Annotated in this window: 28 protein-coding genes and 1 other annotated feature; of the genes, 14 read left to right on the forward strand and 14 right to left on the reverse strand. The window is 36.3% G+C overall.

Features of this window, described 5'->3' with window-relative positions:
* From ABE34_RS02845 to ABE34_RS02860, 4 genes are all read right to left on the reverse strand, one after another.
* On the reverse strand, nucleotides 1-914 hold a 914-nt coding region (locus ABE34_RS02845; RefSeq protein WP_197140326.1), incomplete at its 3' end, for an IS30 family transposase.
* 265 nt (nucleotides 915-1,179) lie between these two features.
* Entirely contained in the window at nucleotides 1,180-2,361 is a 1,182-nt protein-coding gene (locus ABE34_RS02850; RefSeq protein ID WP_197140327.1) for a NupC/NupG family nucleoside CNT transporter, read from the reverse strand.
* 446 nt (nucleotides 2,362-2,807) lie between these two features.
* Nucleotides 2,808-2,960, reverse strand: a complete 153-nt coding sequence (locus ABE34_RS02855) for a hypothetical protein (RefSeq protein ID WP_197140328.1) — start codon at nucleotides 2,958-2,960, stop codon at nucleotides 2,808-2,810.
* 98 nt (nucleotides 2,961-3,058) lie between these two features.
* Nucleotides 3,059-3,295, reverse strand: coding sequence for a hypothetical protein (locus ABE34_RS02860; protein ID WP_197140329.1), 237 nt, complete (start codon nucleotides 3,293-3,295; stop codon nucleotides 3,059-3,061).
* Nucleotides 3,296-3,449: 154 nt separating this feature from the next.
* On the opposite strand from ABE34_RS02860, the gene ABE34_RS02865 reads away from it, so the two are divergent.
* Nucleotides 3,450-3,905, forward strand: a complete 456-nt coding sequence (locus tag ABE34_RS02865) for a hypothetical protein (protein ID WP_197140330.1) — start codon at nucleotides 3,450-3,452, stop codon at nucleotides 3,903-3,905.
* Nucleotides 3,906-4,120: 215 nt separating this feature from the next.
* Here ABE34_RS02865 and ABE34_RS02870 read toward each other — a convergent pair whose 3' ends face one another.
* From ABE34_RS02870 to ABE34_RS02890, 5 genes are all read right to left on the reverse strand, one after another.
* Nucleotides 4,121-4,534 (reverse strand): VOC family protein, encoded by a 414-nt coding sequence (locus ABE34_RS02870; RefSeq protein WP_197140332.1) that lies wholly within the window; start codon nucleotides 4,532-4,534, stop codon nucleotides 4,121-4,123.
* A 162-nt stretch (nucleotides 4,535-4,696) separates the two neighbouring features.
* Nucleotides 4,697-5,323: a kinase gene (locus ABE34_RS02875; protein WP_197140334.1), complete on the reverse strand. Its 627-nt coding sequence runs from the start codon at nucleotides 5,321-5,323 to the stop codon at nucleotides 4,697-4,699.
* A 57-nt stretch (nucleotides 5,324-5,380) separates the two neighbouring features.
* The gene (locus ABE34_RS02880) at nucleotides 5,381-6,022 is read right to left on the reverse strand and encodes a 3-oxoacid CoA-transferase subunit B (RefSeq protein WP_197140336.1); all 642 of its coding nucleotides are present in this window, start codon (nucleotides 6,020-6,022) and stop codon (nucleotides 5,381-5,383) included.
* Nucleotides 6,022-6,729 (reverse strand): CoA transferase subunit A, encoded by a 708-nt coding sequence (locus ABE34_RS02885; protein ID WP_197140338.1) that lies wholly within the window; start codon nucleotides 6,727-6,729, stop codon nucleotides 6,022-6,024. The genes ABE34_RS02880 and ABE34_RS02885 overlap by 1 nt, the downstream gene beginning before the upstream one ends.
* Nucleotides 6,730-6,836: 107 nt before the next feature.
* Nucleotides 6,837-7,715, reverse strand: a complete 879-nt coding sequence (locus tag ABE34_RS02890; RefSeq protein WP_197140339.1) for a LysR family transcriptional regulator — start codon at nucleotides 7,713-7,715, stop codon at nucleotides 6,837-6,839.
* Nucleotides 7,716-8,014: 299 nt separating this feature from the next.
* Between ABE34_RS02890 and ABE34_RS02895 the strand changes: the two genes are divergently transcribed.
* On the forward strand, nucleotides 8,015-9,328 hold the full coding sequence (locus tag ABE34_RS02895; protein WP_197140341.1) for a short-chain fatty acid transporter: 1,314 nt from the start codon (nucleotides 8,015-8,017) through the stop codon (nucleotides 9,326-9,328).
* A gap of 99 nt (nucleotides 9,329-9,427) precedes the next feature.
* Here the strand turns inward: ABE34_RS02895 and ABE34_RS02900 are convergent, their stop codons facing one another.
* Nucleotides 9,428-10,057: a LysE family translocator gene (locus tag ABE34_RS02900; RefSeq protein WP_197140434.1), complete on the reverse strand. Its 630-nt coding sequence runs from the start codon at nucleotides 10,055-10,057 to the stop codon at nucleotides 9,428-9,430.
* A 189-nt stretch (nucleotides 10,058-10,246) separates the two neighbouring features.
* On the opposite strand from ABE34_RS02900, the gene ABE34_RS02905 reads away from it, so the two are divergent.
* The gene (locus ABE34_RS02905) at nucleotides 10,247-10,672 is read left to right on the forward strand and encodes an SRPBCC family protein (RefSeq protein WP_197140343.1); all 426 of its coding nucleotides are present in this window, start codon (nucleotides 10,247-10,249) and stop codon (nucleotides 10,670-10,672) included.
* Nucleotides 10,669-10,989, forward strand: a complete 321-nt coding sequence (locus ABE34_RS02910; RefSeq protein ID WP_197140344.1) for an ArsR/SmtB family transcription factor — start codon at nucleotides 10,669-10,671, stop codon at nucleotides 10,987-10,989. Before ABE34_RS02905 ends, ABE34_RS02910 begins: the two co-directional genes overlap by 4 nt.
* Nucleotides 10,990-11,029: 40 nt before the next feature.
* On the opposite strand, the gene ABE34_RS02915 is transcribed toward ABE34_RS02910, so the two are convergent.
* A complete protein-coding gene (locus ABE34_RS02915; RefSeq protein WP_197140346.1) occupies nucleotides 11,030-11,809 on the reverse strand; it encodes a YqhG family protein in 780 nt (259 codons plus the stop codon).
* A 17-nt stretch (nucleotides 11,810-11,826) separates the two neighbouring features.
* On the reverse strand, nucleotides 11,827-13,341 hold the full coding sequence (locus tag ABE34_RS02920) for a DEAD/DEAH box helicase (protein WP_241747264.1): 1,515 nt from the start codon (nucleotides 13,339-13,341) through the stop codon (nucleotides 11,827-11,829).
* 788 nt (nucleotides 13,342-14,129) lie between these two features.
* On the opposite strand from ABE34_RS02920, the gene ABE34_RS25365 reads away from it, so the two are divergent.
* The 5 genes from ABE34_RS25365 to ABE34_RS02950 all read left to right on the forward strand — a co-directional run bounded on the left by ABE34_RS25365 (nucleotide 14,130) and on the right by ABE34_RS02950 (nucleotide 18,084).
* The gene (locus ABE34_RS25365) at nucleotides 14,130-14,954 is read left to right on the forward strand and encodes a methyl-accepting chemotaxis protein (RefSeq protein ID WP_197140352.1); all 825 of its coding nucleotides are present in this window, start codon (nucleotides 14,130-14,132) and stop codon (nucleotides 14,952-14,954) included.
* Nucleotides 14,955-15,166: 212 nt separating this feature from the next.
* Nucleotides 15,167-15,778 carry a dienelactone hydrolase family protein gene (locus ABE34_RS02935; RefSeq protein ID WP_197140354.1) on the forward strand — a complete coding sequence of 204 codons (612 nt, stop codon included), beginning with the start codon at nucleotides 15,167-15,169 and terminating at the stop codon, nucleotides 15,776-15,778.
* A 98-nt stretch (nucleotides 15,779-15,876) separates the two neighbouring features.
* Entirely contained in the window at nucleotides 15,877-16,386 is a 510-nt protein-coding gene (locus ABE34_RS02940) for a LytTR family DNA-binding domain-containing protein (protein ID WP_241747265.1), read from the forward strand.
* A 148-nt stretch (nucleotides 16,387-16,534) separates the two neighbouring features.
* The gene (locus tag ABE34_RS02945; RefSeq protein ID WP_197140355.1) at nucleotides 16,535-17,383 is read left to right on the forward strand and encodes an ABC transporter ATP-binding protein; all 849 of its coding nucleotides are present in this window, start codon (nucleotides 16,535-16,537) and stop codon (nucleotides 17,381-17,383) included.
* Nucleotides 17,380-18,084, forward strand: a complete 705-nt coding sequence (locus ABE34_RS02950; RefSeq protein WP_197140357.1) for an ABC transporter permease — start codon at nucleotides 17,380-17,382, stop codon at nucleotides 18,082-18,084. The genes ABE34_RS02945 and ABE34_RS02950 overlap by 4 nt, the downstream gene beginning before the upstream one ends.
* Before the next feature lie 31 nt (nucleotides 18,085-18,115).
* On the opposite strand, the gene ABE34_RS02955 is transcribed toward ABE34_RS02950, so the two are convergent.
* Entirely contained in the window at nucleotides 18,116-18,712 is a 597-nt protein-coding gene (locus ABE34_RS02955; protein ID WP_197140359.1) for a GNAT family N-acetyltransferase, read from the reverse strand.
* A gap of 94 nt (nucleotides 18,713-18,806) precedes the next feature.
* On the opposite strand from ABE34_RS02955, the gene ABE34_RS02960 reads away from it, so the two are divergent.
* Both ABE34_RS02960 and ABE34_RS02965 read left to right on the forward strand, forming a co-directional pair.
* Entirely contained in the window at nucleotides 18,807-20,183 is a 1,377-nt protein-coding gene (locus ABE34_RS02960; protein WP_197140361.1) for a PLP-dependent aminotransferase family protein, read from the forward strand.
* A gap of 49 nt (nucleotides 20,184-20,232) precedes the next feature.
* Nucleotides 20,233-21,042, forward strand: coding sequence for an EcsC family protein (locus tag ABE34_RS02965; RefSeq protein WP_197140363.1), 810 nt, complete (start codon nucleotides 20,233-20,235; stop codon nucleotides 21,040-21,042).
* Between the two features lie 176 nt (nucleotides 21,043-21,218).
* Here ABE34_RS02965 and ABE34_RS02970 read toward each other — a convergent pair whose 3' ends face one another.
* Entirely contained in the window at nucleotides 21,219-22,187 is a 969-nt protein-coding gene (locus ABE34_RS02970) for a quinone oxidoreductase family protein (RefSeq protein ID WP_197140365.1), read from the reverse strand.
* Nucleotides 22,188-22,263: 76 nt separating this feature from the next.
* Between ABE34_RS02970 and ABE34_RS02975 the strand changes: the two genes are divergently transcribed.
* The 3 genes from ABE34_RS02975 to ABE34_RS02985 all read left to right on the forward strand — a co-directional run bounded on the left by ABE34_RS02975 (nucleotide 22,264) and on the right by ABE34_RS02985 (nucleotide 26,140).
* The gene (locus ABE34_RS02975; RefSeq protein WP_197140367.1) at nucleotides 22,264-23,898 is read left to right on the forward strand and encodes an ABC transporter substrate-binding protein; all 1,635 of its coding nucleotides are present in this window, start codon (nucleotides 22,264-22,266) and stop codon (nucleotides 23,896-23,898) included.
* Entirely contained in the window at nucleotides 23,895-24,515 is a 621-nt protein-coding gene (locus ABE34_RS02980; protein ID WP_241747266.1) for a hypothetical protein, read from the forward strand. Before ABE34_RS02975 ends, ABE34_RS02980 begins: the two co-directional genes overlap by 4 nt.
* 57 nt (nucleotides 24,516-24,572) lie before the next feature.
* Nucleotides 24,573-24,837 (forward strand) — a binding site (T-box leader).
* Nucleotides 24,838-24,904: 67 nt separating this feature from the next.
* A complete protein-coding gene (locus tag ABE34_RS02985) occupies nucleotides 24,905-26,140 on the forward strand; it encodes an MFS transporter (RefSeq protein ID WP_197140369.1) in 1,236 nt (411 codons plus the stop codon).
* The last annotated feature ends 10 nt before the right edge of the window (nucleotides 26,141-26,150 follow it).

Here is a 26,150-nt window from a genome sequence, read left to right on the forward strand (position 1 = left end):
TCATTAAATGCCTCGTTTGCAGTTTTCCAACCAAGACATTTTCTTGGTCGATTGTTGATATAGTTTAATGCTTCTGTTAGTTCTTCTGGTGATACTTCATCGAAATTTGTTTGCTTAGGGAAGAATTCGCGAAGTAATCCATTTCCATTTTCGTTACTTCCACGCTGCCAAGAAGAATAGGCATCCGCAAAATAAACATCAATTTTCAAGTCTTTTTCTAACACTTTATAGCAGCTAAATTCTTTACCTCGGTCTGTTGTGGCTGTTTTTATAGTGTCTTTTGGTAATTTAGTATGAAGTAGGCGTACTGCTCTTTCCATTGATTGAGCTGAGCGATCTGGTATCAAAAAGCCAACATACCATCGTGTCATTCGCTCAATAAATGTTGCTACACAACCTTTTGCTTTCCCACGTCCAGATACAACTGTATCTAATTCCCAATGTCCAAAGGTTTCACGTTTACGTACTTCTTTTGGGCGTTTAGAAATTGGTGTACCAATGTTAAATCTTCCCCTTGTTTCACGGGGTTTTTGGCGCTTTCCTTTTTGACGGAGAACGGTGGCAGGCACTTCTAAAAGTCCATCGTAAATCCAGCGATAGATAGTTTTAAAACTTAGCTGTCCTTGATACATGCGACCGACAATTTGTTCAGGCGACCAAGTATCCCACAACTTTTCTTGAACAGCTTCTTTTACTTCAGGCGTACATTTTGACTTGGCACCACAGTTGGATTTATTTTGATGGTAACGTACTTGCGCTTCCTCAGCCGTACTACCGGCGTGGCGTTTTATCTCTCTTGAAATTGTAGAAGGTTGACGATTTAAGAGTGCCGCTATTTTACGAATCGAATAATCAAGTTCAAGGTATGTTTCTATTTTTACACGTTCTGATATGGTAAGATGGGTATAGCTCATAACGATTCCTCCGTTTGAATGTTGGTGTGGTAACTACATTCTACACGAGGTCGTTATGGGCTTCTTTTATATTGACTTCTAGGTGTTGCACTTAATATTACAATTCGTCATATGTAAAAAAAGTTAAAATGCCTAATGTTGTTGGACCGAGGATCATTTAAACTCCCCTTCTATTCTTACACTAAACTGTTATCCATGATTGCGCTCACCACTCACTTTAATCATAAAAAAACTGCACCCCTGTTGGAGTGCAGTTCAACTTTTATTAAATTATGAAACCTACAATTGTAGCCGTTAAAATACTAACGAGTGTCGCTCCATACAACAACTTTAAACCAAAACGAGCAACTATATCCCCTTGTCTTACATTCAAACCTTTTACCGCTCCAGCAATAATACCGATAGATGCAAAGTTTGCAAAGGATACAAGGAACACCGAAATAATACCTTCTGTATGTGCACTCATAGACTTCGCTGCTTCTCCAAGGCTCTTCATTGCAACAAATTCATTCGTTACTAATTTAGTTGCCATAATTCCTCCGGCAGTAATAGCCTCTGCCCAAGGTACACCCATTAGGAAAGCAATTGGTGCAAAGATATAACCTAAAATATCTTGGAAAGATATACCTAAAATCATATCAAATAGTGAATTGATTAAATCCATTAATGCTACGAAACCGATCAGCATAGCTCCAACAATGATGGCTACTTTAAAACCATCCATGATATATTCTCCAAGCATTTGGAAGAAAGTTTGCTTCTGCTCATCTTCAATTTTTAAAATATCTTCGCTTTCTTCTACTGTATACGGATTAATGATTGCAACAATAATAAATCCGCCAAACAAGTTCAACACAATCGCCGTTACAACATATTTTGGTTCAATCATTGTCATATATGCGCCAACAACTGACATAGAAACGGTCGACATTGCAGATGCGCATAATGTATACATTCGCTGTGGACTAATTTTATCTAATTGTTTCTTTACAGTAATGAATACTTCCGATTGACCTACCATTGCAGACGCAACAGCATTATATGATTCCAATTTCCCCATGCCATTTACTTTACTTAAAAGTAAGCCTATCCATTTCATGACGAAAGGAAGAATTTTAAAATGCTGTAAGATCCCTATCAATGCAGATATAAATACAATTGGTAATAACACATTTAAGAAGAAGGAATACTCCCCTTCATTCGCTAAACCACCAAAAACAAAAGTTATGCCCGTACTTGCGTAAGACAATAAATGATCAAATACATTTGTAAATCCTTTGATTAGAACATAACCAAACTTTGTATTTAGCAGTAATGCAGCAAATAAAAATTGGATAATCAACATAATAATTATGTTTTTATATTTTATTTCTTTTTTGTTTTTACTCATTAACAGAGCTAAACCAAAAACAAGTAGCAATCCACAAATGGATATTAAGTATCTCATGAGTTCCTCCATAAATTATATTAATAATTTTTGCGCGTTCGATATCCGAAACTACAAATCCTTCTTTCACTCATTATGTTCCATTATTGAAACTTGAATAACAGCTTTAGATTTTAAAACTGAAAATATGTAGACAGTCAGACGTCAGACAAATCACTTCACTATACATTGTTTTCACTAGCAATTCAATAGTTAAAGGAAAAAAAACTCTGCTAAAAGTGTATACGCTTACAAGATCATCGTATAAAAAAAGACCATCATAAATGACGGTCTCCGTTTACTACAAGTTTTTGTAATCTGCATTCAAATTATACTGATTTAAATGAACCTATAAGGATAAATTGCCCATCCTTTTACATAAAAATGTGTTTCGTTTTATTTAATAAAATTCAATGCTTGTCTGGTAGATTCAATAAGTGATACATCACCTTTAAGTTCTCTTAACTTTAATGCCTCTTTAAAGCATTTTCTGCCTCTGTAATTTCTCCTAATTCTAACAAGCACTTTCCTTTATGTTGCATGGCAAAGTCCACATAAAACAAATTATTGTTTGCCTTACATTTATCTAAAACATCGTTGAAGATTTTTAATGCCTCCATTGGATGACCGTTATATTTAATTGCCTCTCCTAGGCGTATTAATGACGTGATTTCTCGATTGCTGTCGTTCTGATCGCAGGCAATTATTATGCATTCCGTTAAAATGTTAATGGCTTTTTGTGGTTCTCCATAAATTCTATATAAGTTCCCCAGCATTCCATTAGAAAATATTTCTCATCTTCACTCTTTGTATTTGCAAGTAAATTTTCAGCAATGTCTATCATTTCTTTTAATCTAAACGGATTAGACGTTTTTTCACGAAGATACTCATCGTTATCAAAATAAATTATTTCGCTTATTGTCAAAAGACAGTTTTTAAACTCTGAAAAGTTCATTTTTGAATACCTCCAATTGTTTTTTCTGATCTTTTCGAGAACCACACTTAAAACGAGGATGTAACTCCAGGTTAATCTTAAAAAAGCTACCTTCTTTTTGTATAATTTCCCTCCATTTTGCGCATATATGGTAGTAACAAGGGAGGTTATTACATTGAAAAAGTTATTTTATTTATTTTTACTAGCCACACTTTTATTATCAGCTTGCGGGAAAAATACTGCTCCAAAGGAAGTTGCAGTCGATAAAAATACTTCCGTTGAAGATATAGTAGGAGCTATCGTTAAAAATAAATTCACTGTGGAAGAAAAAAATGGTATCGTATCAATCTCTATACAGGATACTGATGTGAAAAAAGGTATGAAAAATCAAATGCTAAAGGATTCCACTAAAATATTTGCAGAGCTGTCTAAGCTACCTAGCGTTAAAACTCCATCTATTAGTTGGTCTGCTCCGTTAACAGAACCAAATGGGAACAAATCTATGAATGAATTGTTAAATATTTACTTTAGTGAGGAAGATTTTAAAAAGACTAATTGGGCGAACTATAACCAACTAGATATTGAATCTATTGCTACTCATTATCATCAAGAGGCTTCTTTAGGACAATAGAGCATTACAAGACAAGATACCCCATCATGTATACGAGATGGGGTATCTTTTTAATTGCCTCAGCTTAAGTTTTTTGTAATAAATTTCCTATTATATACCCTTTTCTAGCCTTCCCTATTAAAGGTCTCATTTCAATACCTCGCAGGGTATAAAAGGTGGAAAACTTGTACCCGCCGCTTTGCTTTCGGTACTTAAAACATTCTGCAGAAAAGAATTTAAATCCCCTCTGTGTTCATTAATACTAGACGCCAGCCATCGGGATCTTCAATTGTGACGCCTTTTTCAGCCCAATATGTATTTTCTGGATCCACCTCAGGATAGCCCATTTGCAATAAGCGTTCGGTAATACGCTGTATGGTTGAACGCTTTGGAATATAGAGTACGAGCAAATTATCCTTTGTCGGTGCTGGGCAAGGACTTCCTTCAATATGCTCTACAAATTCTAAATGATAGCTTGCATTGGGAAGACCAATCATGATGCCAGTGTAGCCTCGATGCCCTGAAAAAGAGCCTATTTTTTCTAACCCTACGCCTTCGCAATAAAATTCTTCAATTTCCTTTATTTTATCAGTCGGTCTTGCTACACGTACCTGTGCCACCTGTAATTCATCTGACCATTGTTGTCTCATAGTTCATTTCCTCCTTTTCCATCATTGTATAATGGCAAAATAGAGCTAGAGAACAGCCAATAGTCTGAAAAATCACAATCAACCTTCATGCTCTTCAGAAATACCCGCGAATTGAAGACAAATACCCGCGCAATCCATGTAAATACCCGCGAAGCGACAATTCTACTTTAAAAAATCGCAAATTTTATCTGCAGCAGCTAATGGATTTTCCTTTTCTACATAATACTCCTCAGCTGGCCAATATCTTCTTTGATACTTATTTAGTCGTGCTTGAAAATCTCCAATATAGGCATCCCTTTGTAATACTCTTTGTTCTCGAACTGTTCGAGGGATGTCTAGAAATAAGCAATAATCATAAAAATTCCTCCATTCATGCCTTAAAAGGAATACGCCCTCGATTATCAAAATACTATTCGTATCTAATTTTATTTTTCTATCGCTCACCGTATCTGCTGATCGATTATAAATCGGAAGTTGGAGTTGTAAATGATTATTATGTAAGGGTAACAACATATTATTTTTAAGCCATTCAACATCCCATTGTAAATAATAGTATTCATACCATTCAGCGTGGCCAGTATTATAACGTTTTCTGCTTTCGACGATATGATGATCTATATGGATTAATTCTACAGCACAAATCGATTGTAGCTCCTTCGCCAGTTTGTTAGCTACAGTGGACTTGCCTGCACCACCTAATCCATCAATCGCGACAATGAATGGTCTCTTTTTAACAGAGTTCTTTCTAAATTGCTTGATAATATCGCACTTTAGTTCATGTATATCCATTTATTAATACTCCTAATAAAAAACCAGCTCTTTCAAAAGAACTGGTTTTTATTTAATTTATACTGTTAACGCTACACTAAACGAAGCAGTTGTCTTCTCTTTCACTTCCTCTAATGTGACTCCCTCTGCTAATTCTATAAGCTGCATCCCTTCATCCGTAAAATCGAAAACGGCCAAATCCGTAATTAATCTATGCACAACGCCTTTTCCGGTTAACGGCAGCTCACATCGTTTTTTTATTTTTGACTCACCGTTTTTATTGACATGCTCCATCACGACGACTACTCTTTTCGCCCCGACTACAAGGTCCATGGCTCCTCCCATACCTTTCACCATTTTCCCCGGAATCATCCAGTTCGCAAGGTCCCCCGTTTCAGATACTTCCATGCCACCTAAAATAGCCAGATCGATATGGCCTCCACGAATCATGGCAAATGATTCAGCACTGTCGAAGAAGGAGGCACCTGGAACTGCAGTGACCGTTTCTTTACCTGCATTAATTAAATCAGGATCGACCACGTCTTCTGCTGGATATGGGCCAATGCCAAGAAGCCCATTTTCTGATTGTAAAAGGACGTCATATTCAGGCGGAATTGCATTGGCTACTAGCGTTGGGATACCAATACCTAAATTGACGTTCATTCCATTTTGTATTTCTTTTACTGCTCTATTTACTATTCTTTGTCTTGTATCAGCCATCAGGCATCCCCCTTTTTTACCGTCAAACGCTCAATACGCTTCTCATAATTGCCACCTAGTAAAACGCGCTGCACGAACACACCAGGTGTATGAATATGATCTGGATCTAACTCTCCAACTTCAACAATTTCCTCTACTTCTGCAATCGTAATTTTTCCTGCCATTGCAGCTAGTGGATTGAAGTTACGTGATGTTTTTCTGAAAACTAAATTGCCAAGCTTGTCCGCCTTCCATGCTTTGACTAGTGCAAAGTCTGCGACAATACCTTTTTCTAAAATATATTCCTTGCCATCAAAAACCTTTACTTCTTTCCCCTCAGCGATTGGCGTTCCGACTCCAGTAGCTGTGTAAAAACCCGGAATCCCAGCTCCCCCAGCTCGCATGCGCTCCGCTAACGTACCTTGTGGTGTCAATTCTACTTCAAGCTCCCCGCTTAAAAATTGCTGCTCAAAAATTTTATTTTCACCTACATAGGATGCGATCATTTTTTTGATTTGTTTATTTGCTAATAAAAGACCTAAACCCCAATCATCCACACCGCAGTTATTGCTTACGACCGTTAAGTCCTTTGTTCCCTTTTGAACTAGCGATGCAATCGATTTTTCAGGGATTCCACATAGCCCGAAGCCCCCTACTGCTAATGTATCTCCATCTTTAATATCGGCGACGGCCTCCTCAAACGAATTCCACACTTTCCCCTTCCCCATATCGAAACCCCCTAAAATTTCTCGTTTATTAAGAAAAATTCTACCTTACTACCATTTTATAAGTAAAGGAATAAATTAGAATACTATTTATTCTAAAAGTGCATAAATCAATTTCCAGAACGTATTGTATGGAGTAGTTGCTTTAATGCAAAGGATTGATAAGAATTTTTCTTCGTAATAACGCCTAAGCGCCATGGCATGTCAAAATTAAGTAACGGAACAATTTTGACATTTCTGTTCGTCTGCTTTGCCGCAATTGAATATGGTAAAAGTGTCACTCCTAAGTTCGAGGATACTAGTTCCACTATTAAATCCCACTGTGAGCTTTTATAGCCGATTATTGGTGTAAACCCTACACTTTTACATGATTTAATAACATAATCATGTAATGTGAATTCCTCTGTAAAGATAATGAATGTTTCATTTTTTAAATCTTGTAATCGAATATGTTCTTGCTGAGCTAGAGGATGGGACTCATTGATAAAGACAAAAAATTGGTCTTCCACAAATGATTGGACAGAAAATTTCCTTTCATCTGTAGGTATAACGACAATTCCCATATCAACATCACCATTCTCTACTAACGTTCCGATCATTTTAGCTCCCCGTTCCACAAGCTCTAAATGTACCTTAGGATATTGCTTATGGAACTTTCGAGCAATTTCAGGGAAAAATAGTGTGCCGATTAGCGGCGGAATTCCTAATTTAATCGTACCTGTTTTGATGTTCGATAAATCATCCAATAATATATGTAAATCGTGTACAGAACGTATTATTTTTTGTCCTTGTTTATAAACAATACTACCAGCGTCTGTTAATTCTATATTACGTGTAGATCGGTTTAACAACTCTACATGAAGAGCATTCTCCAACTTTTTAATGCTTTTGCTTAATGAAGGCTGTGATATAAAGCATTCATTAGCTGCCTTTGAAAAACTCCCATGTTCAACAACGGTCATAAAAGCTTTTAAATCTCGCAACTCCATATAGATACCCCCTATTTATTCTAATTTGTTATAAAAAATATTCCAAAACTCCCTATTTAGTAATAGATTCTCCTCATTTTCTACTTATCCTTCTTCTTAAAAACATGTGGACCAAACACAATAGCCATAAGGCTTTGTTTTGATTTTAATCACAGTTATATCCCGAGACAGTAATCATTCATTTATTTCTACATTACGTTCGTTTTATCGTTCTTGATTCCTATTTTATCTTTCTTTATTCATTTTCCTATGTACAATTAGCCATAAGGGATGGCAGAAAAGGAAAGGGGATTTCAAACATGAAAACGTTGACAAGAATTTCAAATGCTATCATGGAAAAATATTTACCTGATCCATATATTTTTGTCACTATACTAACAGTATTAACGTTATTATTAGGGGTTGCATTAACAGACGCTTCTCCGCTCGATATGGTGACATACTGGGGAGGTAGTTTTTGGAGTTTACTAGAATTTACAATGCAAATGGTGATTGTCTTAGCTGCAGGCCATATTTTAGCGAATAGTCCTGTTTTTAAAAAAGGATTAGCAGCCATTGCAAGTAAAATAAAAACACCCGGAATGGCCATTATTATTGTTACATTTGTATCGCTAATCGCTTGCTGGATCAACTGGGGATTCGGGCTTGTCATTGGTGCCCTCTTTGCGAAGGAAATTGCTCGTCATGTTAAAAAAGTTGATTATCGTTTATTAATTGCTAGTGCCTATTCAGGCTTTGTTATTTGGCATGGTGGATTAGCTGGCTCAATTCCGTTATCCATAGCAACTGAAGGTCATAAGTTTGCGGATATTATGGGGATCATCCCAACAAATATTACATTATTTTCAACGTATAACTTATTTATAGTCATTGTAATTGTCTTCACATTACCATTCTTTAATCGTTGGATGATGCCAACAGAAGAAGACTCGGTTGAGGTTGACCCTACTTTATTAGTAGAGGAAAAAGCGGAGTTGCCAAAGCCTGAAAATAACTTTGCTAGCCGTTCTGAAAGAAGTTATATTTTAACGATTTTAATTGCTATTATTGGACTCGTATTTTTAGTGCATCATTTTATGACGAAAGGCTTTGTTCTTGATTTAAATGTGATCAATACGATTTTTATTGTGTTGGGGATCATTTTTCACGGGACACCACAGCGTTTCCTTGCTGCTGCACAAGATGCTATTAAAACAACAACAGGCATCGTTTTTCAATTTCCGTTTTATGCAGGGATTATGGGTATGATGACCGCTTCTGGTTTAGCTGTTGTATTCTCAGAATGGTTTGTCAGTATTTCCAATGAGCATACCTTCTATTTGTTTACATTTTACTCTGCAGGACTTGTTAACTTCTTTATACCATCAGGCGGTGGGCAATGGGCAGTACAAGCTCCTATAATGCTAGATGCTGCAACCTCTTTAGGTGCCGACTATGCTAAAACTGCCATGGCAATCGCGTGGGGTGACGCTTGGACGAATATGATTCAGCCGTTCTGGGCACTACCAGCCCTTGCAATTGCTGGCTTAAAGGCTAGAGATATAATGGGCTTTTGTTTATTCATTTTAATCTTCACTGGCATTATTATTAGCATTGGATTCCTGTTCTTCTAGCTGAATATTACGTACTTCACGGAATATTTATCTGTGAAGTTTAGTGATCCCTACTACTAAAATAAATTCCCCCCAAAAATTTAGCCGCAAAAAAAGCCCTTAATGGGCTTTTTCTAATGCCAATTTAATGCCAAAGCCAATTAACACTGCACCTGTCAATCCTTCGATTACAGCTTTCGTCTTCGGCTTTTTCATAAATGCGCTAATTTTATCCAATAAGTAAACATAAAACACAAACCAAAATCCTGTTAACGCAGTATAAATAAGTCCCATAATAAGAAACGGTATAAATGTACCGCTCTTGCCATCTACAAACTGAGGTAAAAATGTGAGAAAAAATACAGCCACCTTTGGGTTTGTTACGTTCGTTAAAAAGCCTTGCTTAAAGCATGATTGCTGCGAATATTTATGATCAATTTGGGTCTCGTCTTGCACTACAGGAGGCTGCGTAAGTATTGCTCGTAATGCCCATAAGGTTTTGATACCTAAATAACATAAATAGACAGCTCCGACGTATTTTAAAATGGCAAATACATATGCTGACTTTACAATAATCGCGGAAAGTCCAATAACTGCTGCAAATGTATGAATCAATAATCCACAGCACGAACCAAGTAAAGTTTGTAAGCCCCCTTTTCTACTTACGGTAAGTGTATTTTTTGTTGCAATCGCCGTATCCGGACCAGGCAAAATAATTAATAAAATACACATTAATAAAAAGACAGACATGTTCACCACTTTAAATACCCTCCCCCTTAATCAGAAAATTATAAAAATAATTTTAACATATGTACAACTACACCAAAAGACGTGATGTGAAAATTTATCCAAAGTAATTATAATTGACATGCAACCATAAGGTGTTATATATTCATAACACCTTATGGTTATATTTTTTTATAAAGGAGTTCATTTTTAATGACTGAAAAACTAGAGAACATCGTTAAAACAGTTACACTCAATGCACCGATTGAAAAAGTATGGGAAACAGTAACAGACGCTGAAAAGATTGCTACTTGGCTTATGCCAAATAATTTTAAGCCAATTGAAGGGCATGAATTTGCAATACAATCACCGTTTGGACCTTCACCATGTCGAGTAGAACAAGTAGATGCACCACATTTTGTTCGTTTTGCATGGGATACAGATGGATGGTTTATCACTTTCGAACTGAAAGAAATTGGTGAGCAAACAGAATTTACGTTAACTCATGGTGGCTGGAAAGAAGCTTCGCATATTATTCCTAAAGCAAACATGCCTGCTGCAGCTATTCGTACAACAATGGACGGCGGCTGGACAATGCTTGTCGGCAAAAAATTAAAAGAAGTTGTGGAATCACAATGACACCACTTGCTGTAAAGTATGATGTTTTTCAAGCTATCGCTGATCCAACAAGACGTCATGTCCTACAGCTACTTGCCTCAAGTGATAAACCGATCTCGCTTATTTCTGAGAATTTTTCTATAAGCAGAACCGCTGTTGTAAAGCATTTGAAAATTTTAGAACAAGCTGAGCTAGTCTCTGCCCAGAAAAAGGGGCGAGAAAAAGTGTACACATTACATGCCGAAAAACTAAAAGAAATTGAAGACTGGCTACAGTATTTTGATTTATTTTGGGATAATAAATTGGCTCAACTACAAAGTATTTTTGAAGAAGATTAAATGACAAGGAGCTGTCCCTCCTAATAGGACAGCTCCTCGTTTAATAAAGATAAAATATTCCACCATTAATAATTTCTATTTTAATTTTTGTATCGTATTGTTCCTCTAATGCCCTCTTTTCAACATCATAACATTCGGGTTTGTCATCTTCCTCTTCATAAAAATAATCAAGTACTCGCTGATCACGTTGCCATCGTTTTTTGGCTTCAGTAGCCCATGAATGATCATCTTGTTCAATGAGTTTTTCAATAGTAGCATTTAATCTTTCAAGTGCTCTAAGGGGCTTTATAATAAATTGCACATGAAAAGCATTATCTGCTGGAACAGTATCAAAATCGGATGTACATATCGTTTCTTGAAAATCCTCTTTTATGACCCCAGTTAGCAAGTTTATACCAAATGAATAAAGCATTTCTTTTGTTTGGTCGCAGCAATACGACACTTTAAAATTAACACCTAACCATGGCGTAAGGATCACTTGCCCTATTGCGGTATCCACCTTCTCAAAAAGCTGAACATAAGCTCCTAGCTCCCTTGTTGCTTGAAAAAGCTGGTTCATTCTCGGAGAGCCGAAATGAATAGCTTCGCCATAAAGGCTCCCAGCTGATGCCGTTTGATCTGTAATAAAAGTTACTTGGGCTGGATTTGCCTCAGTATTTGTAGCCTCTACGTATTGCCAATAAAAAGGGCGATTCATTATCCTTTTATCAATATCAACTGTTAATTGTACCGTGAGATAATGCTGATCTTCCCTTAAAATAGGGCAATCATTTTCATTAAAAAATTCTCGTAAATAACTATGAACTTGCTGTGGATACATAGTCCTTCTCCCTTACACTATACAGATTCTTTAAAGTTAGATAGAATCGCATCTAAGTCGCCTACTACCTTTTCGAAAACATCAATTTTCGTATGAAGTAATGCTAATATATTCTCTTCAATCGTATTGGCGATAGCGAGATTATAAATATGAACATCATGCTCTTGCCCTAAACGATGTACACGACCAATCCGTTGCTCTAGCTTCATAGGGTTCCAAGGCAAATCATAGTTAATCACATGATGACAGAATTGAAGGTTAATCCCCTCACCGCCTGCCTCTGTAGCGATTAAAACCTGTGCCCTTTCCTTAAAAAGATGCTTCATGTAATCACGTTTGCTTTTATTATATTTACCGTTGAACAGGACACTCGTAATACCGTTAGAATGTAAATACCATTGCAAATAAATTTGAGTAGCTCTATACTCTGTAAAAATAATTACTTTATCCTTGGCCTGTTCGACTATTTCAAGTGTCTTTTTCGCCTTTGAATTCACTTCTAATGCCATTAATTTTGCTAGTATATCTTCAATTTGTTGTGATTGAGCATTGTCTTCAAGCATCTTAGTTAACGTTAAAGCTGTTGCCTCTTTACTACTACACATTTCCTTCTGCAATGTAATCATTGAAAAAGAGCCTGTATTTTGAAGCGTTCCGAGCAGGTTATAAACCTCTTCTTCTTCCTTCGTAAATCGAATAGGCACAATTTGAACACGGCGATTTGTCCATTCAATACCCGTGTCCTCCCTCCTATTCCTCACCATCACCTGATTCACTAATTCCTTTAAATAATCGTTATGCTCTAAATCATGCTTACTTGCCGAAAATGCAGATTGAAATGTATCATAATTGCCAAGATGACCAGGCTTAAGTAAAGAAATAAGATAAAATAATTCAAAAACATCGTTTTGAATCGGTGTAGCCGTTAATAATAAACAAAACTTTTTCTTTAAGCCTTGTACGAATTCATAAATTTGGGTTTTATGATTTTTTAGTTTATGAGCCTCGTCGATAATTATCATGTCGTAATCCTGCTCATAAATACGCTCTTTGTGAGGACTCTTCTTCGCCGTATCCATACTCATAATAAGGACATCATAGCGCTCAATCGGAACATTTTTTTTATAAGCTATTGCTGGAATGTGAAATTTGATATTTAATTCTTCAATCCATTGGTTTATAAGAGATGCCGGTGCTAATATTAACGCTCTTTTAACGAGTCCTCGAATCAAATATTCTTTTAAAATTAAACCCGCTTCAATTGTTTTACCAAGACCTACCTCATCAGCCAGAATCGCCTTTCCATTCATACGTTCAATGACTGTTTCTGCCGCTTCCAACTGGTGCGTAAGAGGCTTTAAATTTGGTAAATACTTTGTCGCCTGTAAACCTGTGAAATCAGTAATTAACTTCATTTTCACAATGTCATAATTCATCTTGTACAATGTCCAACTATCCCATTTTTCAAGATTCTTTAGTTTATTTATAAAGCCTTCTTCCCAATCGGACGACCTTTCTATTTTCATGATCATCACCTCATGCTATTTTTTCTAATTTAGGTTGTCCAAAAAAGAGAAAGCTATGTTAAACTTTGCGAAAGATTTATCAATTTTATGCGTTTTAAAAATGGGCGCTATGGCTTATCGCGGATATTTGAACAAACGAACTTTTAACAGTGACGCGAGCGTACCCCTGCTTTCACTAAAAGCACATAGTTTTATTATTATGAATTAAATGTCATACCAGAGATATATGTGATCTTCGTTACGGCTGGGCGACTCCTTGGGATCAGCGGTAGAGGAACGAAGGCTAAAAGCTTTACATCGTGTAATAACGCCTTCATGACCAGCATCCTGCTGTTGCTGTCACTGTACGAAAGCTTAGCGACAACAACAACAAATGTTTTCTGTAGCGAAAGCGAAGCGGCAGCTACAAATGTTTTATCTGGGCGAAAGCGAAGCGGCAGCTACAAATGTTTTATCTGGGCGAAAGCGAAGCGGCAGCTACAAATGTTTTATCTGGGCGAAAGCGAAGCGGCAGCTACAAATGTTTTATCTGGGCGAAAGCGAAGCGGCAGCTACAATGCGCCCTGCCTGAACGGTAATCAACCCCTCGTTTGCAAAAGAGCACTACGCATATCCATAAATAAATGAAACATATAAAACTTTAATTACGTATAATTTAAAAGGATTATGGTATTAAGTTAGTCTTTTTATCCTTTTCTTTTTTTCATACAATTAAAGAAGCATTACTTTCCAGAAATTACGTTTTTTCAAAAAACGGGATTATAACAGAGCTTACATATACCAAGGAGGTTATTATGAATATTATTGAAGCATTATCAGCGTCATTGCCTTACATTCATTTAGCTATGAAAGGCGAGTCTATGATTGGATTAGTAGATAAAGAGAGTGAGAGTATTATTGCTTATTTACCTGGGAAACGGATAGATTCTGGTTATAAAGTTGGGCAAAAAATTCTCCCAGGTGATGCAATTTTACATCTCCCACTTAAAGGCAAAAGTACTGATGAACCTGTACCAAAAGAAATATATGGTGTGGAATTTAACGCATTTTCTTTTCCTGTTCGCGAAAATGGGCAAATCGTAGGCGCGCTAGCCTTTGGAATACCTATTGACGATTCTCTACAAATGGAGAAATATATTGTTACTATGAATGACATTATCCAAAACCTACAGGATAAAGTACATACAATTGCCTCTCATTCGGAGGAGTTAGCTGCAACTAGTGAGGAAATTAATAAGCAGACACAATTTGCTTTAGAGGATGCCGAGAAAACAAATGGTATTACGGATTTGATAAAAAATATTTCTCGTCAAACCAATTTACTCGGATTAAATGCATCGATTGAGGCAGCACGTGCAGGTCAACATGGTGCCGGATTCAATATAGTCGCACAAGAAGTTCGCAAGCTTTCTATTGAAACAACTACTGCTACTGATAACATCGAAACCTCACTTCGAAGCATCAATCATAATCTTGAAAATTTAAAGAAAAACATGACTCAAATAAATGGTGCCACAAACGAACAGGCACAACTTGTTCAGGACTTTAGTGAAATCATTGATGAGCTTAATACGCTTAGTATGGAAATGAAGGATTTTATGTCTAAAGCTTTAAAATAAATACTTATATCAATAGAAAAATCTGCCTCGCTTTCTGTGGTTAAATCAATAGCTACAAAAGTCTGCGCGGATTTTTTACTTTTTATGTAAGGGAAATTCGTTAACTGTTAGATAATTATTTTAAAATAATAAATCACAGACCAAAATTTCCTAAAAATATACTATATGATTACTTTTTGATACACTATTGGAAAAAACAATATGAGGTCAAAATGAAAAGGAAAGTATTTTTATTACATGAGATTTATGGAGTCAACGATTTTATAAAATTGCAAGCTGAGGCATATAGTAACGCCAACACTACTGTCGAGTGCATTACTTTATATTCAGACAATAGAATATTTCCATACGAACAAGAACAGCAGGCTTATGATTATTTCATAAATGAAATAGGCTTTGATGCTCCCCTCGAACAACTAGCCGAAAAAGTATTAGAGGCTAGATCACATTATGACGAAGTGCTGTTAATCGGATTTAGTGTAGGTGCAACATTAGCTTGGAGACTATCAGAGCTGCCATTACAAGGAGTCGTTTGCGTTTATGGTTCACGCATTCGCCAATACCTAGATGTAAACCCCTCTTGTCCGACACTTGTTATTTTACCAAGTCATGAGAAAAGCTTTGATGTCCATGAGTTAAAAGAAACACTCGATACATTACCAGCTGTTCACACGAGGCAATATCTAGGTCAGCATGGCTTTATGGACTTCAACAATTCAAACTACAACCATGGGAGCTATTTACAATCTCAAGCTGAAATCTCGCAATTTTTCGATATTAAACTGAAATTAGCAAGCTCTCAAATAGCGAAAAGCAACGTTTAAAATTAATTCATACATATCTTAATCAGGCACCGATTCAAGTTTTAGAAGAACCATTCCAAAATCTAGATGAGTTTTCCAAGCAAACAGTCATTCAGTTATTGGATGCTCTTCAAAAACAGGATAAAACAGTCATTTTACTGTCTAACAACCTTGAGGATTTAATCGTCTCGAGTACAGAAATACATAGACTGGATACAATGGGCTTACATGCATTAGATGTGAAAGAAGATGAGACAGAATTAGCTTCTCCCTCTCTTGAAAGTGCACCGATTCGACTTGATAAAATCCCTACGAAGAAAAATGACAAAATCATTTTATTCAATCCCCCTGAAATCGACTTTATCGAAAGTGTTGAAGGGGTTGTTTCAGTGTATGTTGCAGGTGAAGCCTATCCATGTACATTGTCACTAAATGAACTTGAGCAAAAATTGACACCGTTCGGCTTCTTTAGAAGTCATCGCTCTTATATCGTTAACTTACAAAAGGTACGGGAAATCATAACGTGGACTCGCAATAGCTATAGTCTAGCCTTAAATAGCGCTGAAAAGACCGTAGTACCTTTGTCGAAAAATAAGCTTGCAGATTTAAAGGAAATACTCGGAATTTAGTAGATTTCCCAGGAAATAAACGACTCCTGTCAGCTAAAATATTTCTCCGCTAACGGTCATTTTATCGCCTTTCACCTGTAATTTAATGTTGAGATTTTCATTGTCCCTTATAGTTGAGACATCAACAACAACACAGGGAGGTTTTCAAATGAACGCAGTGATCGATGTTCAGCATTTGAAAAAAACATTTAATAAGGAAACAGCATTACAGGATGTTTCCTTTACCATTAAAAAAGGAGAAATATTCGGCTTTCTTGGACCTAGTGGTTCTGGAAAAACAACTACTATTAAAATATTAACAGCACAAACTGAAAAAACTGCAGGCGATGTTTTACTATTTGGTCGCCCAGCGAGTGAGATGAAACAAAGTAACAATCGTAAACGCTTCGGTATTTTAACAGATAATAGCGGACTATATACGCGTCTTTCAATCGAGGAGAATTTAATACTATACAGTAATTTATATCAATTACCTAACTCAGCCGTAAAAGAGGCATTGGATTTTGTTAACTTATACAGCGACCGTAAGAAGAAAATTAGTCAGCTTTCTAAAGGAATGATGCAACGTGTTACACTGGCACGTGCTATCATGCATAAACCAGAATTATTGTTTTTAGATGAGCCAACTTCTGCACTTGATCCTGTTAATACACAGCACATTTATAATGGCTTGCGTAAATTAAACGAGATGGGTACGACAATATTTTTAACAACACATGATATGAGTGAAGCCGAAATACTTTGTAATCGTGTAGCCTTCTTACATAAAGGGAAAATTAGAGCAATTGGTGCGCCAAAGGATTTGAAAAAAGAGTTTGGCGATGAATCCATTACAGTTGAATTAAAAAATGGCACTAGTGAAGTCATTCAAAGTGGAGAACAGGATGCAGAAAAACTGTTTCATTGGATGCAATCGAACGAAGTTTCTCGCATTTATACGAACGAGCCAACACTAGGGACTATTTTTATGCAAATAACAGGGAGTGATTTAGTATGAACATTTCAATGACACGTATACAAGCTATTTTTATGAAGGATTATAAGGAGTTTTCACGTAACTATGCGGTATCCGTTATGGCACTTATGCCACTTGTTTTGGCAATTTTCATCAAATCGAGCTCAACTACTATCGCCACTTATTTCCTTTTAATTAATATGACATTTTCTATGGTGACTACCTATGTACAATGCAGTCTAATTGCAGAGGAGAAAGAAAAAAATACGCTTCGTAGTCTTATGCTTTCCCCTGCCTCACTTGGCGATATTTTAATTGGTAAAAGCTTGTTTGTCTTTATCATTACGATAGTAGTTGTAGCATTAACTATTTTCATTGTGGGCTATAACCCAGCTAATCTTTTCATCCTAGCTATCGCTTTAATACTTTCGACCGTTTTATATATTGCACTAGGAACATTATGTGGCTTATTCTCAAAAACTATTATGGAAGGAACTCTTGTCACTCTACCCGTTGTCCTTATTTTCTCATTCGGTCCTCTTGCACTAGTTATGCCTTCTGCTAATCCTATTTTAAAAATTGCCGAGTGGTTACCAAGTTCTCAATTGGTACTATTAGCAGAGGCTTTAGAAGGAACCCACTCAACAATGGATGTCATTATTCCAATGGCTACAATCATTGTTTGGTCATTAGTAACTTGGATTGTAGCAGGGTTTATCTATAAAAAAAGAATGGTCGACTAATGACCATTCTTTTTTTAATATAATAATTTCTTTATCCCAATTTCTCAGTAGCGTCAATTAACAACTGCTGCAAATGTTTTTTCACTTGTGGCCATTCTTGTAGCGTAATGCTGTACATCACAGTATGGCGAGTTGTTCCATCCTTACGTACCATATGATTACGTAGGACCCCCTCCTTTGTTGCTCCTAGACGCTCAATTGCCCTTTGTGAACGTACATTTTCATGATCTGTTTTAATTTGTACACGCTGTAGATTTAACACCTCAAAGCAGTGTTGTAATAATAGATATTTGCAATTCGTATTAATTTCAGTACGCCAAAAAGCAGGTGTAATCCATGTAGTACCTATTTCAAGCCGTTTATGCGTTTCATCAATATCCATAAATCGTGTCGAGCCAATGATTTGTCCTGATTTTTTATCCACAATTACGAATGGGAACTCGCTTTTTTCTCGTTTTGTGAGTAATGCCTTATCCACAAATTTATTCACATCGTCCATTTTTTCTATAGTTGCGGACATATATAACCAAATCTCTGGATAACTTGCAGCCTCTAATATTCCTTGCCTATGCTCTTGTGCTAATGGCTTCAGTAATACGACCTCATTTTCTAACGCTAAAAACTCCATTTTGCTTCACTCCTTTTCAATATTTAACGATAATTTTGATATGATAGATAGAGTCAATTTTCTAAAAATACACCATACCAGGAGGTGCAACATTTTGGAATTACCGATTTCATTTACTGGAGATTCACCGAAATACGTGCAAATTTACGAAGAAATAAAACAAGCAATTTTAAGCAAAAAACTGATGGCCGATGAGCAATTGCCTTCTAAACGGACTCTTGCACAAACGCTTGACGTTAGTGTCCATACAATTAAGGAAGCTTATGAGCAATTACTAGCTGAAGGCTATATCTATAGTAAGGAACGCTCTGGCTATTTTATAGCGCCCTTTGAATTTGAATGGGAACAGCAGCAAAAACCCCACATATCCACAGCTAATGCATCAACTACATATACTTTAAAATTTGATTTTAATAACGGACATGTGGATAAGGAGGCTTTTCCATTCTCCACCTGGCATAAGCTGTTGAAAAAGCACTTCAATGTGGATAATTTAACGACTAGTCCTTGGCCAGGAGAAGCTATATTGCGGACGGAAATCGCTCGTTATGTTGAACGATCCAGAGGCGTTCCTTGCGAGGCATCACAGGTGTTTGTGTATAGTGGTACACAAACTCAGCTTCAAGCTCTATGTCACTTTTTTGGTCCAAAAGCACATGTTGGCTTAGAGGAGCCTGGCTTTACAAGAGTACGTGCAACATTGCAACAATGTGGATTAACAACTCATGCTATTCCTGTTGATAACTCAGGGGTTACTATACCGAAAAATTCAATCCACATGTTATACACAACACCCGCACACCAGTTTCCACTAGGCATGGTTATGCCTGTTGAACGGCGTGCAGCACTTCTCCAATGGGCGACTGCTGAGGAGGCATATATTATTGAAGATGACTATGACTCAGAATTTCGTTATAAGGGGCTCCCTATCCCCTCTTTAGCAAAAATGGATCAGCTTCAACGTGTTATTTATTTCGGAACTTTTTCCAAAACACTTATCCCATCATTGCGCATAAGTTATATGATTTTGCCTAAATCATTAGTCGAAGAATTTATGTTATTTAATCAAGAACAAAAATCCGTTGTCTCCAAAATAGATCAGCTAGTGTTAGCCGATTTTATTGCGAAAGGTTTATTTGATAAGCATTTAGCCAAAATGCGCACTATTTATCGCAAAAAGCAACAGACACTATTAGTAGCTATTAACACCCATTTTTCAAATGAATTCGAAGTAATTGGTGAAAAATCTGGACTACACATCGTTATGAAATTACCAAAAAGGCTTTCTGAACAGGAGGCAATTAGGCTTGCACAAGAGGTAGGAATCAAAGTCTACCCATGTTCAACCTCCTATCAGCACAACTCTGAACGGGCTATGGTCATTATGGGTTATGGTGGGCTTACCTTTGAGCAAATCAATGAAGGTATCGCGTTACTTGCAACAGTTTGGCAATCATTCGAAACCTTTTAAACATCTTCTCGTATTTAAACTAAACGCACATATAAGGGGAATAGACAAAATGGAGAATCTCGAGCAATTAGAAAAGCATTTGCAAGAAATTCAAGATTGGGAGCAAGATCAAAAAGACTTGTGGTTTTGGGAGAAATTAGGTCGCATTCCGTTTAAAATCTTAGACAAGATGACACCCGCCTTTCTTCAAAATAAAATAGCATTACTAGTTGCTGAATTAGGAAGCTATATTCAATCAGGTGGGCAATACTTAATAAATGAACAGGCTATACTGAAGAACATCCGCAACAATTCTTCGATTCATGACATTTTTGCTATATCCGATATAGGACAAATCCCTTTGGAGGATATGATTGCTCTAAGCGACAAACTCCAACATGAACGTGTAAAATTAGCAACAGTACAAGGTGCTTCTACCGGCTTTGGTGGTATCTTTACACTGGCTATTGATATTCCTTTTATTTTAGGAATGGCTTTAAAAACATTGCAGGAGATTGCGATCATTCACGGCTATAATCCAAACGATAAAATGGAACGAATTTTCATCGTTAAATGTCTCCAATTCTCCTCTGCTGATATTGTCGGCAAAGAAGCTATATTGAAAGAGCTTTCTTCTATGCATACGACGAATCATGCCGCGGAGGATATGATTTCACAACTGCAAGGTTGGCAGGAAGTATTTTTTACGTATCGCGATCAATTCGGCTGGAAAAAGCTGTTTCAAATGATTCCGGTAGCTGGGATGATTTTCGGAGCTTATGCAAATAAAGGAATGATTGAAGATGTTGCTGAAGCAGGAATTATGCTCTATCGCAAACGACGAATATATGAAAAAATCAATGAACTAGACAAGCAATAACACTAACTTGCAGGTATAAAAAAGATGACTCTGACATATCAGAGTCATCTTTTTCATTGCTTATTCAATAAATATCCAAATTTAAAGGTGCTTAACAAGAGCTTTCCTTATTAAAACATTTAATAGTTCTAATTTAAAAAGTCGTCCTCATTCGCTGTTATTTCATTCATATTATTTTATATTTTGATTAATATTTTCCCTTGATGCTGGCGACTTTCCATCAGATCATGGGCTTTCTGCATATCTTCTAATTTAAAGACCTTCGCAATAGGTACTTGGAAGCTCTCTTCCTTCAGCAAGGCAAACATCTCCTGTGCAACTTGTTGTAGCATTTCTGGCTTGGAAGTTCGAGTCGTTCCTAAGCTAAAGCCTTTCACATTGCGGCAGCTATTATGTAAATCAGATGTTTTTATAGTACCTGCTTTACCACCGCTATTTCCAAATTGCACTAGTGTCCCATACGGAGCTAAACAGTGAAAGCTCTCTTCTGTAATATTTCCAGCAATGGAGTCAAAAATGATGTTTACACCTTGACCATCCGTATATTCATTGACTTGCGCACTAAAATCATCGTATGTCAGTACATGATGGGCACCTAGCCCATAGGCAATTGTCGCTTTTTTCATATCACTGACTGTGCCAATAATATTTTTAGCACCTAGCTTTTTCGCCATTTGAATAAGCATTGTCCCTACCCCACCAGATGCCGCATGAATTAATACGCTATCATTTGTACGAATTGGAGCGATTTGATGTGTTAAGAGATAGGATAAAAACAAAACCGTTGGCACAGCGGCCGCTTTTTCCAAAGGAACCCCTTCTGGAACTTTGAAAATAAGCTGCTCTTTCGCCACCACATATTCTGCATAAGCTCCATTTTTCGGGAATGCAATGACAACATCTCCAGCTTTAAATGGACTATTTTCATCAAAAACCTCTTCAACTACACCAGCTACATCTAAACCGAGTATCATTGGAAAATTTGCTTTTGCTTTACTACCTGTTCTATTTTTAATATCAGCAAAATTCACACTCGTATATGTCGTACGTATTAATACTTCCCCTGCGGAAATAATCGGTTTTGGACATTCAACGTACTTTAAAACATTAGAAGAACCAAACTCATTAATAATTACAGCCTTCATAAATTTCTCCCCCCTTGTTATAGTTAGATTATAAAATAGAACGAAATTCACAAAAAGAGACAAAAGGAGATATTAAATGTCCACCTTTCTATCAAATAATAAAACACTATTTTATTTACTTTCACTCTATTGCCAACAGAAAGACAACGATTTTCATCACCAGCAATTAGCAACTTTATTAAATATAAGTCCTAAGCAACTGAATCGTTACCTTAAATTGTTTCAGCAATACAATTGGCTTATTTATCATGCCGGGAATGGTCGTGGACACTTATCCAAAATTCAATGGCAGGGAGATATTGAGCAAATTATTGTAGATCAGCTTAAACCTCATCTCTCAACAATGACTATGATTGATTGGGGGGAATTATTCGCATTTCCTGATTTAACAGATTCTTTAGCCGTGAGATTTAAGCATCTATATCAACTAAATATAAAAAACAATATTCTACATAATGAGCATTTGATTGTGCCAATCTACCATCCTATTCACAATTTACAGCCGAATCAAGTAAACGATGTTTATAGTGCCGCACTCATATCCAATTTAACAAATCGTTTAGTTGAAGCAGATGCAAATGGTAATATCCTCCCTTCTCTTGCGCACCATTGGAAAATGAATAGAGAAACATTACGTCTTTATTTACGAAAAAATGTTGCATTCCACAATGGCGATTTATTAACTGCACAAGATGTAACTTGGTGTTTACGCCAATTACTACATCTACCTTTATGGCAGCCTATTCGGGAAATTATCATTGTTGATATGTGGACAATTGATTTTATTTTCTCGGAGCCTTGTACATATGCACTACACTTACTAACAGATATACAAGCAAGTATCTATAAAATTGTAGATAATGTAGTTTTCGGAACAGGTTCATTTGAAGTATCAAAACATACACCCCATCAAATTATTTTAGAAGCATCCGACAATTATTTTGGCATGCGAGCATTATTGCATACGGTAGAATTGAACATACTTCCAAAAGGATCGAATTCGTTTTATCAAACTAATTTCTCAAATAATAATAATCATAAAAAAATGAATATCCAAAACGGGATTTGTGCAGTCATTTTAAATAAAAATGAAGAATCTTGTTCTACTAAAGCGCAAAGGCAACATATTAAAAACATAATACATAAACATTTATATAAACCTATTGAGAGTGATTTTGCATTACAAAATCATTTAAGAAGTTTTAGTAAAACTATCTCGACTCTAAGTAAAAAAGAGGTTTTAAAAATCGGTGTACCTAAAGAAAAATTAAATTTAAGCCAACACTTAGTTTCATCTTTAGGGAAATATGGTTACCACCCACAAATAGAAACATTAACACTATCTGATTATATTAAAGATAGTCTTCACCCTCTTAAATACGATGCATTTGTTTATACGAATGTCACAACTGTAAATAGCGCTTTCCACAAAATGCATGACTTGTTCAGCCCTATTTCTCCAATTTACAAAGTGTGCAAAGAAGATGCTTATTTTATAAACATCTTTGAAAAATTCAAATTAGCCACGGTGGCAGAATGGCCGTCACTTTTCGATTCTTTAAACCACTATTTAATTGAAGAAGCTATTTTGATACCATTATTTACACATCTTGATGATATTCCGTTTGCCAACGATATTTTAGAATTGGACTTCAACCACTTAGGCTATATCGACCTTTCAACAATTTGGTATGACAAGGAGGAAATATGATGAAAATTAAACCTAGAGAAGAACAATACAACGATGTTCCATACAATTATTTTGATAACGAAAGTGATAGAGTCTGCTTTATGTTCTCTGGCACTGGCTATACGTATGAAAAACCGCTTCTTTATTATTCCACTGAGCTGATGCTAGAGCTTGGCTATGATGTAGTGCAAGTATGCTACGCATTTGATCCACAGCAATTTGAGCAGGAGCCCGAAGCTATTTCAGCAATGGTTTCTAATGCCGCGAATCCTATCGTAGAACATGTTTTAAGCACAAAATCTTATACCGAAGCTGTTTATATAGGAAAATCACTCGGAACATTACCAATCACTGATTTTTATATGCAGCAAGTTCCGTCTGTTACTTCCTGTTATGTACTTTTGACACCCCTAGTGTCACTTGATCATGTAATGAAAAACTTGCTTGGCAAGCAGGCATTTCTTGCAATCGGTACAGCTGATCCTCATTATTCAAAAGAAAGATTAGAGCAACTTTCTTCACATGAGCTTGTTATTGTAGAAAACGCTGACCATTCTCTTGAAATCAGAAATCATACGGTAGAATCAGTGATTCTTTGCCAATCACTTTTAACAAAGCTTACAGCCTATCTTCAATAAGAATACCGGATTTTTTTTCAACATCTTTCCAGAATTACAAACATATGCTACACTATCAAAAATACATTGAAGAGAAGAGTAAATAAAGCTGTTCTTCCCAGAGAGCTCGGATTGCTGAAAACGAGTAAGAACGAATTATTGAAACAAGCCTCGGAGTAGCGCATTGGATTTCTTTTTGAATGATGGTGCGACGGGAACTCCCGTTACAGAGAAACAGTATAAGCATAAATATTTATGCCGTACTGAAAAGGCTATTATGGTGACATAATAGTGAACTAGGGTGGCACCACGTGAGTATAAATTCCACAATCTCGTCCCTAAGACAAATCGTCTTGGGGGTGGGATTTTTTTGTTTTAGTTACTTGTCTTAACTACAAGGAGGAATTTATATGAGCGTGAATAAATTAAAAGAAACGTGGCGTTATCCGGCTATATTATTGTTTAGTATTGGTATTTCCAGCGTCGGAAGCTGGATATATTTTATAGCTTTAAATCTAATTGTTTTAAACCTTACAGGATCCGCTATCGCTGTGTCTGGCTTATATATCGTTAGGGCTTTATCCACACTTTTCGCCAGTTTTTGGTCAGGTAGTTTGATAGATCGTTTAAATAAAAAACACCTCATGATAGTTCTCAACCTTTTCGAATCTTTACTAATTGTCACACTACCTTTCTTCTCTACTTTGACTTGGATATATTTCATGGTCTTTGTTATCACAATAGCTAGCTCTATGTATCATCCGACTTCCATGACCTACATTACGAAATTGATACCCGTTGAACAAAGAAAACGTTTTAACTCACTTCGCAGCTTACTTGATTCTGGTGCATTCGTAACTGGTCCAGCTATTGCAGGACTGCTATTTACGATTGGATCACCTAATATGGCAATTTACTTGAATGCTATTGCTTTATTTTTATCAGCTTGTATTACATTTAGAATGCCTAATATTGAGGCTAATCAACAACTGGCAAGTAAGGCCCATGCGAAATTTTCCTACAAGGTTTTATTCAGTGATTGGAAGCTTGTTATAAGATTTAGCCTTAAAAATCCTTATATTATGATGGTCTATCTTTTATTTAGTGCAATGATTGTCATGATGACAGCGACAGATTCTTTAGAAGCTGCTTTTGCTACTCAAATACTATCATTATCCGAAGGTGAATACGGTATTTTGGTGGGCATAGCAGGTGCTGGAGTATTAGTTGGCTCTTTAATGAATACAGCCATCGTTGAAAAAATACCAACTGCTTGGCTTATAGGTTTAGGGTCATTAATAACAGCATTAGGCTATTTAATTTTCACATCCTCTTATACATTTCTTATCGCTTCTTTAGGATGCTTTACTTTGTCCTTTGCGATGGCCTTTGCCAACACGGGCTTCCATACATTTTATCAAAATAATATTCCTGTCGATAGCATGGGGAGAATAGGCAGTATTTATGGTTTTGTAGAAGCATTGTTCATTATTATCATTACTGCAGTCTTTGGGGTTGCCGCTGAAATTACATCTATTCGATACGTTGTTGTCTGTGCAGCCATTATTATGTTTGTGGTAGCGTTTGTACTGCTAATTTTTAATGTTCAACCTTCTAAGGCCAGATTTTATAGAAATATTTCTTGAACTCAATGGG

Origin of the sequence: Lysinibacillus sphaericus (genome assembly GCF_015844675.1) — a bacterium.
In the GTDB taxonomy this organism is placed as follows: domain Bacteria; phylum Bacillota; class Bacilli; order Bacillales_A; family Planococcaceae; genus Lysinibacillus; species Lysinibacillus sphaericus_E.